Below are 14776 nucleotides of genomic sequence, written 5' to 3'. Positions count from 1 at the left end.
TTCAGTTCTCCATCAATCCTGATGCTCAGTCAGTATGATTTATTTCGCTGTCGATGCTGCTGTCGTTGCCTGCATTGCTGCCCACCAGGGCTCACTTGCTATGATTTGCCCTTGTTTATCAATGAAGGGTCGTTCCAGCCCTTTACGGTGTGAAACCGCAGCTAAAACGGGGTATCCCCCTTCAAACAGCAATTTTTGTTGGTCTTCTTCAGACAGCGTACTTTCTTTCCGCTGATACATACCGGCAAGCTGGCGTTGCCGCTGTGCTTCATACAGGATCAATGCAGAAGCAACTGAGACATTCAGCGACTGAACCATGCCAGCCATAGGAATGATAATGTCATGGTCTGCCAGCTCAATAGCCTGTTTGGAAATGCCTTTTTTTTCTTGCCCCATAATGATGCAGGTAGGTTTAGTGTAATCAATCTGACGGAAATCGACGGCTTTATCAGAAAGATTAGTCGCTAATACCTGCATTCCGGCAGTTTTAAACTGGTTGATGGCCTGTTCAACGGATGAGTGGGTTTTTACCTGAACCCAGCTGTTACTGCCTGCGGCAGAAGAGAGTTGAGTACGTAATTGTTGAGTAGGCCAGACTGCGTGGATTTGATGAATACCAACAGCATCCGCAGTTCGGATCACTGCGGATACATTATGGGGTTTGTGTACTTCTTCTAAACAAATCGTCAGGTCAGGTTGACGCATTGCCATCATCTGACAAATACGTGCATAACGTGTAGGATTCATAACCTCTAGTTTCGGTTACGGCTGACCCGTAATACATCCGGCATAATACGTATCTTACGCATGATATTTGCCAGTTGGATACGATCTTTGGCAGTCAACCTGATGAAAGCACAATAAACGCGGCCATCTTTTTCTTCGGTATTCATGCTTTGGATGTTGGAGTTTGCATCATTAATGGCGGCTGTCAGATTTGCCAGTGCACCCTGATGGTTAAACATATCAACTTTAATTTCAGCAATAAAATCGCTGTTGACATCTTTATCCCACTCAACAGGCATGAATTTTTCCGGTTCTTTCTGGTAACCACGGATATTACGGCAGGATTCGTGATGGATAACCAAACCTTTTCCCGGACTGATATGGGAAATAATCGGGTCACCCGGAATTGGGCGACAACATTTGGCAAAGGTAATCAGGATACCATCAGCACCTTTGATTGGCAGTTTACGGCTATTATTACCATTGTTATTGCCACTATTACTATTTGGTATTTTCTCCGTTGCGCCCAACAGATTATGAGCAACAACGACACTCATTGCATTACCCAAGCCGATTTCTGCCAGCAAATCATCAAGTGAGGCAAGTTTCATTCTTGCCAGCTCTCTGGCAATATTTTCTTCTGGGATATCGACTACTTTCAGGCCGTTGCCAAGTGCATGATTAAGCAGACGCCGCCCCAGACTGACTGAATCATCCCGTTTAAGGTTTTTCAATAGCTGACGGATCTTCGCGCGTGCTTTCGAGCTGACGACAAAGTTCAGCCATGCTGCATTAGGGCGGGCACTTGGTGCGGTAATAATTTCGACAGTTTGCCCGCTACTGAGTGTCTGAGACAGTGGATAAGGCTGGCGATCAACGCGAGCCCCGACACAGGCATGACCAATATCTGTATGGACTGCATAGGCAAAATCGACAGGTGTTGCTCCTGCCGGTAATTCGACGATACGTCCTTCAGGGGTAAAAACGTAGATCTCATCAGGAAATAGATCAGATTTGACGCTTTCAATAAATTCGAAAGAGCTACCGGCACTTTGCTGAAGTTCCAGCAGGCTTTGCATCCAACGCTGTGCGCGGACTTGAGCCGTCGTACCTGATTCTCCCTGCTCTTTATAAGCCCAGTGTGCAGCAACCCCCATTTCAGCCATTTGATCCATATCTTCAGTACGGATCTGTACTTCAACCGGAACTCCGTGCGGGCCGATCAGAGAAGTATGCAGGGACTGGTAACCGTTGGCTTTGGGAATAGCAATATAATCTTTTACCTTGCCGGGACGGGGTTTGTACAGACTGTGCATTTGCCCCAGAACACGGTAACAGGTATCAAGGTTGTCGACGATGACACGGAACGCGTAAATATCCATGATGGAATGAAAACGCTGTTCTTTCAGGTGCATCTTGCGATAGATAGAGTAGAGGTGTTTCTCCCGCCCATTGACGGTACATTTGATGCCAGCATCCGTTAATCTGCCCTCAATTTCTGACAGAATTTTCTGGATCATCTCTTTACGGTTGCCACGAGCGGCTTTAACCACCTCTTTAATCACCCGATAACGGTTAGGATACAGGGCTTCAAATCCCAGTTCTTCCAGCTCTGTTTTCAGGTGATGGATACCCAATCGATGGGCTAACGGACTGTAAATTTCCAGCGTTTCTCTGGCGATGCGCCGCCGTTTGTCAGGGCGCAGGGAGCCAAGGGTTCGCATGTTGTGTGTACGGTCTGCCAGCTTGATCAGAATGACACGGATATCCTGCACCATTGCCATGACCATTTTGCGGAAGTTTTCTGCCTGAGCTTCTTTCTTATCACGGAAGTTCAGTTTATCCAGCTTAGAGACACCTTCGACCAACCCGGCGACCGCTGTCCCGAATAATTGCTCGATATCCTGAAATGTCGTTGGTGTATCTTCAATGACATCATGCAGAAGTGCGGCCATCAGTGTTTCATGATCAAGACGCATTTCAGCCAGAATACAGGCAACAGCGACCGGATGAGTAATGTATGGCTCACCGCTGGAGCGGGTCTGCCCTTCATGGGCATCCCTGGCTACGATATAAGCCTGCTTCAACAGACCAATCTGATCTTCAGGCAAATATTTAAGAACAAGCTGATTCAGGCTTTCAAACAGGTACAAGGCAGACCTACCGTAAAATTAACGACGACCGTCAGCGATAGCAGAAACAGCGTTAATTTCTGCAGCTTCCTGCTCTTGCTGTTCCTGACGTTCACGAACATCAAGAATTTTATTATTAATAAGACCTTGCTCGATTTCACGCAGAGCGATAACAGTCATTTTATCGTTTTCTTCTGGAACCAGAGGGTCTTTTCCGCCTGACTGCAATTGGCGTGCTCGGCGAGCAGCGACCAACACCAGATCAAAACGGTTACCAATTTTTTCTACTGCGTCTTGAACAGTTACGCGTGCCATATGTGTGCTACTCCACAGATAAATAAGTGACCGGACATGATACTGAAACTTAGTTCAGTCTGCCAATAATTTGCTGATTAACGCATCATGTCGTTGAGCCTGCCTTTCTAAACGCAGGCGTTCTGAACGAATAACTGATTGTAAATCGGCCAGAGCGGTATTGAAATCATCATTAATGATGACGTAATCATACTCACCATAATGCTCCATTTCAGCGACAGCCTGAGACATGCGTTTAGCAATGACCTCTTCGCTGTCCTGACCGCGCCCGCGCAGGCGACGGAGTAACTCTTCCCTTGAAGGTGGAAGAATAAAAATACTACGGGCCGCAGGCATTTTCTGGCGGATTTGTTGCGCGCCCTGCCAGTCAATATCAAGAAATACGTCAACACCACTGGTGAGAGTCTCTTCGATCACTTTACGGGAAGTGCCGTAATAGTTACCGAAAACACAGGCATGTTCCAAAAATTCACCATGATCAATCATATTCTGGAATTCATCGGCTGTGACGAAAAAATAATGTTCACCATGATTTTCGCCTGGACGTGCAGGGCGGGTTGTATGTGAAACAGAAACCTGAGTGTCATACAAAGGCTGGGTGTTTAATAAAGCCTGAATAAGGCTTGATTTGCCTGCTCCACTCGGTGCAGAAACAATATATAACGTTCCTTGGCTCATGCTGATTTCTTGACTGGTTGGGTATTAATAAATGCAAGCGCGGGAATAAAAATCCCACATAGTATACACGGATACATTAATCCATGCAGCGTTACAATACATGCCTAAGAGTGATTCAACAAAATTTTTTCTTACCAAATGAAGATTAAAGCAATAGTTTGCGAAACATTTTCAGAGAAAATAAGTGGTTGCAGCAACAAGACAATAATTTTCCGAACCGCCTCGCAAACTCTCTTTTTCCATATTGGTACAGCCAAACTTATTCATTATTCTTTGCCTGCATTTAAGGAACATGTGGAGCAAGGATGCTTAATTTTCTAATTATAATATTGATGCTGTTGTGTGGAATGCCGATAGCACTTGCAGATTGCCCTGTCTGGTCAAAGGAAAAATTCCGGCTTGAAATTGAACACCTGACACCGCAGATAGCAAGATGGGAGCGACTTTATCGTCAACAGGGGGTTAGTGAAATAGATGATGAAATTTACGATCAGCTATCAGAAACTCTGACACACTGGCAGCATTGTCTCAATCAGACACAAAATAATACCTTTGTAATAGCCATTCCGGATCATGGAAAACAGGCTCATCCTGTCCAGCATACAGGGCTGCGTAAATTAAAAAGTCTGGAGGATGTCCGGAAATGGTTACAGGGGCGTTCGAAGGTTTGGTTACAACCCAAAATTGATGGAGTTGCGGTAACGCTGGTTTATCAGAAGGGGCAGCTGACTGAGTTAATCAGCCGTGGGAATGGTACAGAAGGCATGGACTGGCTTGATAAAAGCAGGTTTATACCCGGTATTCCCGAAAAGATAAAAAATGCGCCTGCACATCTGGTGTTACAGGGAGAACTTTTTTGGCAACAGGAGGGGCATCGTCAGTCGGTTGCGGGTAGTCAGGGTGCGCGTGGCAAGGTAGCCGGTCTGATGATGCGTAAGACACCTTCACCAGAACTAAACCAAATAGGGATATTTATTTGGAGCTGGCCGGATGGCCCGCCTGAGATGGCTGTTAAGCTTGAACAACTGGCTTCGATGGGTTTTCCGGCTACACAGCAATTCAGCCATCCTATTTTCAATGCCGAAGAGGCAGAAGAAAAATGGAAAATGTATTTTACCCAGCCCCTCCCTTTTGCTACGGATGGTGTTGTATTAAGGCAAGAAACCGAACCTGCTGGTCGGCAATGGCGTTCTGGTTCAAATAGTTGGGCTGTTGCATGGAAATATCCTCTACAGCAACAAATCACCACTGTACGCGATATTCAATTCAGGATAGGCCGCACAGGGAAAATCTCTGTGTTACTGGAGCTGGAAAAGGTTCAATTGGATGACCGACAGGTTAGCCGCGTTCATATTGGTTCGGTGATACGTTGGAAGCACTGGAATGTTTATCCAGGTGATAAAGTCACAATAACACTGGCAGGGCATGGTATTCCAAAACTCGATAAAGTGGTTTGGCGTATTGCCGAGCGAAAAGATATCCATCCTCCCGATGCAGAGCAATTTCATTCACTCAGCTGTTTTGTATTGAATAATGATGCATGCCAACAGCAGTTCATTGCTCGTCTGACATGGATGGGCGAAAAGTTGAAAATGAGGGGAATAGGTCAGGGTACATGGATGGCTTTAGCAGAGAGTCAAAAAATCAAGAAACTAACAGATTGGTTGGCATTAGATGCCAGACAGCTGGCTGAAATCCCGAACATCGGAGTCAAGCGTGCTGAATCAATTTTCAGTCAATTCCAGCAATCACGGTTACAGCCCGTTTCACTATGGCGTGAAGCGATAGGAATGCCTTATGCCGATAAATTCACAGATGAGAGAGCATTATTCGGAGATATTCAACGACCAGAAGTAGAAACACAAAAATATCGTACTTTATCGGTCAATGGCACTTTATCGGTGAATAGAGCTTTATCAGTTAAACAAAGGGTAAAAGTTGAGAAATTTTTGCAGCATCCTGACGTTAAAGAATTAGTGGAAGCATTAGTTTCTCAGGGCATTGAGCTGTATATAAACCCTTAACAGTAACTGAGCGTAAGAAGAGTAACACGGTAGAGCAGGATAAGAGCGCAGGAGCAAAAATTTGCTCCAAACGCTCAGATTCAGATCAGTGATCAGCACCGTCGTAATTAAAGATAGGTAATCCAAGACGATAGCGAATCGCAATGAGTCGGGCAGCCAGACCGGCAATAAGGGTTATGATAATGACGCCGTTTGGATGTAGGGGGGTATGTAATAGGGCGATATATAACCAAGCAGCAGCAAAGGAAACTCCTGCGTAAATTTCTTTCTGAAACACCAGTGGAATAGTATTACAAAACATATCGCGCAGCACGCCACCAAAAACGCCGGTAATAACAGCAGCAATGGCGGCAATAATCGGGCTGTAATCCATATCCAGAGCGATTTGAGCACCAATAATTGAAAAAACAATCAGGCCGATTGCATCCAGAATGAGAAATAAACGGCGCAGATGCTTCATCATCGGAGCAATCCAGATGGTGAAGACAGCAGCACAAGCAACAGTCACGATGTATTCCGGGTTTTTGACCCAACCAAGTGGGTAGTGGCCCAGAATGATATCACGGACGGAACCACCTCCGATGGCTGTTACAGAAGCAATAATAATCACGCCGAATACATCCATTTTTCGACGACCTGCGGCTAAAGCACCCGTCATGGCTTCAGCCGTGATACCAATGATATAAAGGACACTAAGTAGCATAAATTTAATCAGATGAAAGATAATAGAGAAGTAAAGAGTAATGCGGAAATAATAACGTCTCGATTAAAAATTTTTAGTTAAATTTGCATAAAATTAGTTTTTATTATCCGAATCCTCCGCAGATTAAGGTTGAAAAAATGATATTCAAGGAACGTCAGATTACATTTGATAACCGTAGCCATCAGATAACTAATATAAATATCTGGACTCCTGATAGCCAGTGGCTGGTTTATGATGTACGTCCTGATGCAGCATCTTTTTCTGGCCTGACGATAGAAAAAATTCATATCAGTAGCGGTCAGGCAGAAGTTATTTATCAGGCAAAAGATGAGGCACATGTTGGGGTTGTCACTGTTAGCCCACAAGAGCCGGTACGCTACGCATTTATTCATGGCCCAGAGTGCCCGGATAATCATTGGCGATATGATTTTCATCATCGCCGTGGGGTGATTGTTTCCGACAGCCAACCAAGCGTTGCTGTCAATATTGACGCACTGGATATCACGCCTCCTTATACAGCCGGAGCCTTGCGGGGCGGCACTCACGTGCATGTTTTCAGTCCTGACAGCAGCCGTTTGAGTTTTACTTATAATGACCATGTTATGCATGAGTTAGATCCTGCACTTGATTTGCGTAATGTAGCCGTAGCTGTTCCGCTAAGAGCGGTGACTTCAGCGAAAAAGCATCCGAGAGAATACGATGGCAGCTATTTTTCAGTCGTTGTTAGCCGAACCACAGCGCAACCGCATCCCGGTAGTGATGAGATCAATCGGGCATATGAAGAGGGGTGGATTGGTAAGCAGGGATATTTGAAAGAGAACGGGCAATGGCAGCGTTGGGCGCTGGCTTTTATTGGCGATACATATTCTGAAAATGGTGAAAAAATCCCTGAAATTTATCTCGTTGATCTACCTGAGAATGATGAGGATTATGCGGTTGAGGGTCGTCAGCCATTAGCCGGAACTGAAACGGAATTGCCTGCACCACCAGCGGGAGTGAAGCAAAAACGATTAACGTTTACTCATCAGAATTGTTATCCGGGAGTAGTCAATATCCCCCGGCATTGGCTAAGAACATCACCGGATGGCAGTAAAATTTGTTTCCTGATGAGAGATGACAAAGGTGTTACCCAGTTATGGTATATATCACCAAATGGAGGGGAGCCGGTTCAAGTCACAGACAATGTTCATGGCATACAATCTGCATTTAACTGGGATAGCAAGGGGCGGTTCATTACTTTCGTCTGTGATAACAGTGTCATGCTTTGTGATAGCCAGAACGGAAAAATTAAGCGGTTAACAGAACATACTGACGATGCTCCCTGTGCTGATGCTATCGTTTTTTCACCTGATGACCGATATGTCGCTTTTATGCGGGATATTAAAGGGTATCGGCAGCTATTCATCGTTGAAACAGGGTTGGAGCAGGCATCGTTGCACAATAACGATGCCTGAAAAATGATGGCGCCTAAAAAAACAGCAAAGATAAGATAACTTCAGCCTAATCGGTATTGGCAAAATCAGGGTTCATTATTATGAGTGGTGTTCTCTGATATCGATTGTGAGCTGTTTGTGTTTTCTTCCAGTTTTTCAATACGAAGTTTAGGTGATTTTTCTGTTTGATCCTGACCAGAGAAAGCATAATCAAAGGGGAGTAAGAGGGTATCTAAAAAGACTGACAATGGAAGGTCTACTACGAGTATGGGTTTCAGCAACCACCCCGTATTATCATCTTTTAACATATTAATATTGGCTTGTGCTCCAGAGTAATATCCCTGATTAGGGCCGCTGTGAGCCATGATGCTGGAGCAGCCTGTCAGCAGAAGCCACCCAACTATAGTGGAAGGTAATAGAAGCAGCTTATAGTTTTTCATCATTTCCATTCCTTGAGCTCAATGAGTTAATTGCCAGTATCCAGATGTTATATTTATGCCTGACATGATTTTTTCTGAAGCATGAATAAGCATAAAAATAACTTTTTGATACCATTTACTATAGTTAGGTAATATTCAGTTTGCTATAGCACTTATTATCAAATCGAATAATTTTTTCTTTAGCCTCCTTTAATTCCTCTCGATGATTTCATTTTGAAATAAAATCATAATGAAATTATTTTATTTAAATTTACATTTAATGGATGTCGAATTGAGTTTTGACTGAAAAGGCTCTCACTATTATTAAAAGTCATTTAACAAGGAATTAGTTCTGTTCATACTGAGAATTGCTGAATCTGGAGGCAGGTAACAGATATGATTTTCTGTCAGAATAGAAAATTGAAAACAGCGTTAAATAATTAAGCATATGTGTTTGATTCATTAAGTGTGCTTTAGATCACATAATATGCGGGAATTATCTTAATTTCACATAGTAGAGGCAATTTAAAGTGAAAAAACTCTGCTTATTCAGACCATTATATTTTTTGTTTTCTGGTTAAATATACCGAGTTCAGGGAAAGTGTATAAACAAGGATTGTTTTCCTTTCCTACTGTGTGTGAAGAATTCTTTTGGGATTCTAATAACTACTGTCCTGTTCTCAGGTAAAAAGTCCTCGTTATCATCTTACTCCCTCACCTTAAATGAGGGAGATTTTTTTATTTGTTCAATTAAATGTCTTTTCATCATAATGAGAGTCTTTTCAAATGGTAACTCCTTATCCCGCGCGCCGCACAGAATAAGGGATACACTGATCATTTTGAAATGCTACTTAAGAATCTGCTTCTTGATGAGCAATCTCAATTTCTTCGGATAAAATACGGATACCTTCTTCTATTTTCTTCAGATCAGGCACATAGTTCATGCGCATACATTGATGTGCATGAGGCCAGTTGTGCTCCAGACCGGGGAAAAAATAATGACCAGGCACCATTAATACCTTCCGTTTTTTTAAGCGCTGATAAAGAACTTCAGTAGTAATCGGCAGATTTTTAAACCAGAGCCAGAGGAATATGGCTCCTTCTGGTTTATGGATAAGGCAGCGTTCTTCTGGCAGATAGCGGCGAATGACCTCAATAACCTGCTCGACCCGTTTTTTATAGAATGGTTGGATAACATTCTGGGATAAGCGGAACAGATCATTACGGCGGATCATTTCCAGCGTCATAGCTGACCCGATGCCACCCGGAGCCAGACTAATCACACCATTCATATTACTGACAGCCTGAATAATTTTTTCATTAGCAATGATGATTCCACAGCGAGCCCCGGGCAGCCCAAGCTTGGACAGGCTCATACATAAGATAATATTCGGGTTCCACAGCGGAGTTGCCTCACTAAAAATAATACCCGGGAACGGTACACCATAGGCATTATCGATAAGCAGAGGGATTTGGTGCTTTTGAGCCAATGCATCCAAACGCAGTAACTCTTCATCCGTGACAACATTACCTGTTGGGTTAGTTGGACGGGAAACGCAGATCAGGTTGATATCTTCAGAAATATTCAGGTGGTCAAAATCAACATGATATTTAAACTGCCCGTTGGGTAATAATTCTATATTAGGTTTATTGGCAACAAATAAACCTTCATCGAGACCAGAGTCAGAATAGCCAATATATTCAGGTGCAAGAGGAAACAGAACCCGTTTTATCGAACCATTTTCATCACGTCCTGCCAATAAATTAAACAGGTAGAAAAAAGCACTTTGGCTGCCATTAGTCAGGGCAATATTCTGTGGATGAACATCCCAGCCTAGTTTTTCCTGTAATTCTTCTGCCAGTGCTGCGATTAACGTATTTTTTCCCTGTGGGCCATCGTAGTTACACAGAGTTTCAGTTAATTGTCCGTTTAGCGCCATATCTGTCAATAGTTGCTGGAAATACTCATCCATTTCAGGAATATGGGCAGGATTGCCACCACCAAGCATAATCGCTCCGGGTGTTCTCAAACCCTGATTGAGATCATTCATCAGGCGAGTAATCCCTGACTCTTGTGTGAATTTGTTTCCGAATTGAGAGAATTTCATAACGGCTGTTACGTCTTTGTTTGTATTTTGTAGGAGTAAGGTAAGAAGACACCATACCTTGCACCTTATTATATTGTCACCTACTTTTATGCACTGATTCTTAGCAATTTCGCCGTAAACCCTCGCCCGATAGGGCGGTGAGAAGTCACTTTTCCTGTACCGATCATTCTCGACATAGACAGTTTGCGATATGATCATCCACCAAGCCCGCAGCCTGCATAAAAGCATAGCAGGTTGTGCTCCCGATAAATTTAAATCCGCGTTTTTTCAGTGCCTTTGAAAGAGCGTCAGAAAGGTCAGTTTTGGCAGGTACTTCAGCCAGTGTTTCCCAGTGATTTATTTGTGGAGAACCATCGACAAACTGCCAGATAAATTCACTGAAATTTTCTCCCTGTTCGGCCATTTTCAGGTAAGCACGGGCATTATCAATAATGGCATTAATTTTTGCGCGATGACGGACGATAGCAGGGTTTTTCATTAGTCTCTCGACATCATTTTCATCCATTCTGGCGATTTTTGCGGGATTAAACTGGTGGAAACAATTTCTGTAACCTTGCCGCTTTTTCAAAATAGTGAACCACGATAAACCCGCCTGTTGCCCTTCAAGGCAAATCAATTCAAACAGTTGTTGGCTATCCTTTAATGGTTTCCCCCACTCATTGTCATGATAAGCCAGATAATCCGGGTCAGAGGTAACCCAGCCACAGCGGGTTATTTCTTTATTCATGAGTTGCACGTCTCCACAGGAATTGATGAATAATTACACCAAGTTTAGCTGGATGAATATCCATGTAAAGTGATTCGAATAAGATTTTTTTATACAGGGACAAAATTGGGGGGTGATCAGTGCTGTATATCTTACGTTCAAAGGGTATACTGACTCCTTTCGTTTAAATTCATATGTATCGCGTGCGGATTCAACATGCAAAAGTTTGATACCAAAACCTTTCAGGGAATTATCCTGACATTACAGGACTACTGGGCGCGTCAAGGCTGTACCGTTGTCCAACCATTGGATATGGAAGTCGGCGCAGGAACCTCTCACCCTATGACCTGCCTGCGTGCCTTAGGGCCTGAGCCTATTGCTGCTGCTTATGTGCAGCCATCCCGTCGTCCGACTGATGGTCGCTACGGTGAAAACCCGAACCGACTTCAGCATTACTACCAATTTCAGGTAATCATCAAACCTTCTCCAGATAATATTCAGGAACTTTATCTTGGTTCACTGAAAGAGCTGGGGCTTGATCCTACCGTTCACGATATCCGCTTTGTTGAAGATAACTGGGAAAACCCGACGCTGGGAGCTTGGGGTCTGGGCTGGGAAGTCTGGCTGAATGGTATGGAAGTGACTCAGTTCACTTATTTCCAGCAGGTTGGTGGTCTTGAGTGTAAGCCAGTTACCGGTGAAATCACTTACGGTCTGGAGCGTCTCGCTATGTATATTCAGGGCGTAGACAGCGTTTACGATCTGGTGTGGAGTGATGGCCCGCTGGGTAAAACCACTTATGGTGATATTTATCACCAGAATGAAGTTGAGCAGTCTACTTACAACTTCGAACATGCAGATGTGGATTTTCTGTTCACCTGTTTTGAGCAGTATGAAAAAGAAGCGCAGGAGTTGCTGGCACTGGAGACACCTCTCCCATTGCCTGCTTATGAACGTATTCTGAAAGCTGGTCATACGTTTAACCTGCTGGATGCCCGTAAAGCGATTTCCGTGACTGAGCGTCAGCGTTATATCCTGCGTATCCGTACTCTGACCAAAGCAGTTGCTGAAGCTTACTATGCCTCCCGCGAGGCGCTTGGCTTCCCGATGTGTAATAAAAACGGTGTAACAGAAAATTAAGAGGCCATCATGACTCAACAGACTTTCCTTGTGGAAATCGGCACAGAAGAGTTGCCACCAAAGGCGCTGCGTTCACTGGCTGAATCCTTTGCGGCCAATTTTGAAACAGAACTGAAAAACGCCAATCTGGGTCATGGTGAAGTTCGCTGGTTTGCTGCTCCCCGCCGTCTGGCGTTGAAGGTGGTAAATCTGGCGGCGGCACAGGCTGATCGTGAAGTAGAAAAACGTGGCCCGGCAATTGCTCAGGCGTTTGATGCGGAAGGGAAACCAACCAAAGCAGCAGAAGGCTGGGCGCGAGGCTGTGGGATCACCGTTGATCAGGCAGAGCGTCTGGTAACTGATAAAGGTGAATGGCTGCTGTATCGGGCACAGGTTAAAGGCCGTGAAGCCAAAGAGTTGCTGGCAGATATGGTAAGCAGCTCATTGGCTAAACTGCCTATCCCTAAACTGATGCGCTGGGGTGATAAAGAGACCCAGTTTGTTCGTCCTGTGCATACTGTCACTATGTTGTTGGGCAGCGAGCTGATTGAAGGCGAAATTCTGGGTATCAAATCTGATCGTATTATCCGTGGTCATCGTTTTATGGGTGAAGCAGAATTCACGATTGATAACGCGGAACAGTACCCAGTAATTTTGCAGGAACGTGGTCGGGTTATTGCGGATTATGAAACACGTAAGGCACTGATTAAGCGTGATGCAGAGCTGGCAGCAACCCAGATTGGCGGTGTAGCGGATCTGACGGACAGTCTGCTGGAAGAAGTGACTTCGCTGGTAGAGTGGCCTGTGGTTCTGACAGCAAAATTCGAAGAAAAATTCCTCGAAGTACCGGCAGAAGCTCTGGTGTATACCATGAAAGGCGACCAGAAATATTTTCCGGTTTACGATAACTCCGGCAAATTGATGGCGAACTTTATTTTCGTTGCCAATGTTGAATCTTCTGATCCGCAGCAGATCATCTCAGGTAATGAAAAAGTAGTACGTCCGCGTCTGGCAGATGCTGAATTCTTCTTTAAGACTGACCGTAAACAGCGTCTGGAAGATAACCTGCCGCGTCTGGAAACGGTTCTGTTCCAGAAGCAGTTGGGTACACTGCGTGATAAAACAGATCGCATTCAGGCGCTGGCTGGCTGGATTGCTGAAAAAATCGGAGCAGATGTTACTCACGCTACCCGTGCAGGTTTATTGTCCAAGTGTGACTTAATGACCAATATGGTCTTTGAGTTCACCGATACGCAGGGTGTGATGGGAATGCATTATGCCCGTCATGATGGAGAAGCTGAAGATGTGGCGCTGGCGCTGAATGAACAGTATCAGCCACGCTTTTCTGGTGATGATCTGCCATCAAACGGCGTTTCTTGCGCAGTAGCGATTGCTGATAAAATGGATACACTGGCTGGCATTTTCGGTATCGGTCAGCATCCTAAAGGGGATAAAGACCCATTTGCTTTGCGTCGTGCCGCGCTGGGTGTACTGCGTATTATTGTTGAGAAAAAATTACCTCTCGATCTCCAGACACTGGCAGAAGAAGCCGTTCGTTTGTACGGTGATAAGCTGACCAATGATAAAGTTGTGGATGATGTTGTTGAGTTTATGCTCGGCCGTTTCCGCACTTGGTATCAGGAGCAGGGATACAGCGTTGATACCATTCAGGCAGTTCTGGCTCGTCGCCCGACTCAACCGGCTGACTTTGATGCCCGTATGAAAGCGGTAACGCATTTCCGTACACTGGATGAAGCTGTTTCTCTGGCTGCGGCTAATAAACGTGTTTCCAATATTCTGGCGAAATCAGAAGAGAAGCTGAATGATGCAGTTCAGGCTTCCGTATTGAAAGCGGCGGAAGAAATTCAGTTGGCGACACATCTGGTTGTTCTGAAAGAAAAACTGGCTCCTCTGTTTGCTGAAGGTAACTATCAGGATGGATTGGTTGAATTAGCTTCCCTGCGTGAAGTTGTGGATGCATTCTTCGACAACGTGATGGTTATGGACGAAGACCTGCAAGTACGGGTAAATCGTCTGACATTGCTGAGTGAGTTGCGTGATCTGTTCCTGCGGGTTGCGGATATTTCATTGTTACAGTAAGCAGAAGCCGATAAATATTATCGGGTTGCTGACCTCAAGGCCTCGCTTAATGCGAGGCTTTTTGTTGCTGGTATATTGCACGTTTTAGACGTAACTGTACGTTATTTGGCTGCATTATAGCCAAATAACCGGTTATTTTTAAAAAGCTATTGACGATCTGCGCTACTGGCAGTAAGATGCGCTTCGTTTTCGGCGAGTAGCGCAGCTTGGTAGCGCAACTGGTTTGGGACCAGTGGGTCGGAGGTTCGAATCCTCTCTCGCCGACCAGCATTCTGAAACCCCGCTCTTTGAGCGGGGTTTTTTCGTTTGTGGA

At 44.7% G+C, this 14776-nt stretch carries 12 protein-coding genes and 1 tRNA gene; 5 read left to right on the top strand and 8 right to left on the bottom strand.

Annotated elements, in window-relative coordinates:
- Positions 1-39 precede the first annotated feature (39 nt).
- From trmH to gmk, 4 genes are read right to left on the bottom strand one after another with little or no spacing between them, the layout of a single operon-like run.
- Positions 40-747 carry a tRNA (guanosine(18)-2'-O)-methyltransferase TrmH gene (trmH, locus tag Xinn_RS08805; protein ID WP_086954698.1) on the bottom strand — a complete coding sequence of 236 codons (708 nt, stop codon included), beginning with the start codon at positions 745-747 and terminating at the stop codon, positions 40-42.
- 5 nt (positions 748-752) lie between these two features.
- Positions 753-2879, bottom strand: a complete 2127-nt coding sequence (gene spoT / locus Xinn_RS08800; RefSeq protein WP_086954697.1) for a bifunctional GTP diphosphokinase/guanosine-3',5'-bis pyrophosphate 3'-pyrophosphohydrolase — start codon at positions 2877-2879, stop codon at positions 753-755.
- 18 nt (positions 2880-2897) lie between these two features.
- Complete coding sequence (gene rpoZ, locus Xinn_RS08795; RefSeq protein ID WP_086954696.1) at positions 2898-3173, bottom strand: DNA-directed RNA polymerase subunit omega; 276 nt, start codon at positions 3171-3173, stop codon at positions 2898-2900.
- A 54-nt stretch (positions 3174-3227) separates the two neighbouring features.
- Positions 3228-3851, bottom strand: coding sequence for a guanylate kinase (gmk, locus tag Xinn_RS08790; protein ID WP_086954695.1), 624 nt, complete (start codon positions 3849-3851; stop codon positions 3228-3230).
- Between the two features lie 305 nt (positions 3852-4156).
- On the opposite strand from gmk, the gene ligB reads away from it, so the two are divergent.
- Positions 4157-5875 carry an NAD-dependent DNA ligase LigB gene (gene ligB / locus Xinn_RS08785; protein ID WP_086954694.1) on the top strand — a complete coding sequence of 573 codons (1719 nt, stop codon included), beginning with the start codon at positions 4157-4159 and terminating at the stop codon, positions 5873-5875.
- 85 nt (positions 5876-5960) lie between these two features.
- On the opposite strand, the gene Xinn_RS08780 is transcribed toward ligB, so the two are convergent.
- Positions 5961-6578, bottom strand: coding sequence for a trimeric intracellular cation channel family protein (locus Xinn_RS08780; RefSeq protein ID WP_086954693.1), 618 nt, complete (start codon positions 6576-6578; stop codon positions 5961-5963).
- Positions 6579-6715: 137 nt separating this feature from the next.
- On the opposite strand from Xinn_RS08780, the gene Xinn_RS08775 reads away from it, so the two are divergent.
- Positions 6716-8032: a YidR family protein gene (locus tag Xinn_RS08775; RefSeq protein WP_086954692.1), complete on the top strand. Its 1317-nt coding sequence runs from the start codon at positions 6716-6718 to the stop codon at positions 8030-8032.
- A 65-nt stretch (positions 8033-8097) separates the two neighbouring features.
- Here the strand turns inward: Xinn_RS08775 and Xinn_RS08770 are convergent, their stop codons facing one another.
- The 3 genes from Xinn_RS08770 to Xinn_RS08760 all read right to left on the bottom strand — a co-directional run bounded on the left by Xinn_RS08770 (position 8098) and on the right by Xinn_RS08760 (position 11265).
- Positions 8098-8451 carry a YceK/YidQ family lipoprotein gene (locus tag Xinn_RS08770; protein ID WP_169923556.1) on the bottom strand — a complete coding sequence of 118 codons (354 nt, stop codon included), beginning with the start codon at positions 8449-8451 and terminating at the stop codon, positions 8098-8100.
- Between the two features lie 830 nt (positions 8452-9281).
- Complete coding sequence (locus Xinn_RS08765; protein WP_086954690.1) at positions 9282-10538, bottom strand: valine--pyruvate transaminase; 1257 nt, start codon at positions 10536-10538, stop codon at positions 9282-9284.
- A 163-nt stretch (positions 10539-10701) separates the two neighbouring features.
- The gene (locus Xinn_RS08760) at positions 10702-11265 is read right to left on the bottom strand and encodes a DNA-3-methyladenine glycosylase I (RefSeq protein WP_086954689.1); all 564 of its coding nucleotides are present in this window, start codon (positions 11263-11265) and stop codon (positions 10702-10704) included.
- 195 nt (positions 11266-11460) lie between these two features.
- On the opposite strand from Xinn_RS08760, the gene glyQ reads away from it, so the two are divergent.
- The 3 genes from glyQ to Xinn_RS08745 all read left to right on the top strand — a co-directional run bounded on the left by glyQ (position 11461) and on the right by Xinn_RS08745 (position 14730).
- The gene (glyQ, locus tag Xinn_RS08755; RefSeq protein ID WP_086954688.1) at positions 11461-12384 is read left to right on the top strand and encodes a glycine--tRNA ligase subunit alpha; all 924 of its coding nucleotides are present in this window, start codon (positions 11461-11463) and stop codon (positions 12382-12384) included.
- Positions 12385-12393: 9 nt separating this feature from the next.
- Positions 12394-14463 (top strand): glycine--tRNA ligase subunit beta, encoded by a 2070-nt coding sequence (glyS, locus tag Xinn_RS08750; RefSeq protein ID WP_086954687.1) that lies wholly within the window; start codon positions 12394-12396, stop codon positions 14461-14463.
- 190 nt (positions 14464-14653) lie between these two features.
- Positions 14654-14730: transfer RNA gene (locus tag Xinn_RS08745), tRNA-Pro, on the top strand.
- Positions 14731-14776: the final 46 nt, after the last annotated feature.

It is taken from the genome of Xenorhabdus innexi (genome assembly GCF_002632485.1).
Lineage (GTDB): Bacteria > Pseudomonadota > Gammaproteobacteria > Enterobacterales > Enterobacteriaceae > Xenorhabdus > Xenorhabdus innexi.
The sequence above is the reverse complement of the archived record's forward strand: the minus strand, read 5'-3'. Positions and strand labels throughout refer to the sequence as shown.

Bases quoted from the DNA above. Each gene is read 5' to 3' on its own strand.
- trmH (WP_086954698.1), bottom strand. From the start codon at position 747: ATGAATCCTACACGTTATGCACGTATTTGTCAGATGATGGCAATGCGT.
- rpoZ (WP_086954696.1), bottom strand. From the start codon at position 3,173: ATGGCACGCGTAACTGTTCAAGACGCAGTAGAAAAAATTGGTAACCGT.
- gmk (WP_086954695.1), bottom strand. From the start codon at position 3,851: ATGAGCCAAGGAACGTTATATATTGTTTCTGCACCGAGTGGAGCAGGC.
- ligB (WP_086954694.1), top strand. From the start codon at position 4,157: ATGCTTAATTTTCTAATTATAATATTGATGCTGTTGTGTGGAATGCCG.
- Xinn_RS08780 (WP_086954693.1), bottom strand. From the start codon at position 6,578: ATGCTACTTAGTGTCCTTTATATCATTGGTATCACGGCTGAAGCCATG.
- Xinn_RS08775 (WP_086954692.1), top strand. From the start codon at position 6,716: ATGATATTCAAGGAACGTCAGATTACATTTGATAACCGTAGCCATCAG.
- Xinn_RS08770 (WP_169923556.1), bottom strand. From the start codon at position 8,451: ATGAAAAACTATAAGCTGCTTCTATTACCTTCCACTATAGTTGGGTGG.
- Xinn_RS08765 (WP_086954690.1), bottom strand. From the start codon at position 10,538: ATGAAATTCTCTCAATTCGGAAACAAATTCACACAAGAGTCAGGGATT.
- Xinn_RS08760 (WP_086954689.1), bottom strand. From the start codon at position 11,265: ATGAATAAAGAAATAACCCGCTGTGGCTGGGTTACCTCTGACCCGGAT.
- glyQ (WP_086954688.1), top strand. From the start codon at position 11,461: ATGCAAAAGTTTGATACCAAAACCTTTCAGGGAATTATCCTGACATTA.
- glyS (WP_086954687.1), top strand. From the start codon at position 12,394: ATGACTCAACAGACTTTCCTTGTGGAAATCGGCACAGAAGAGTTGCCA.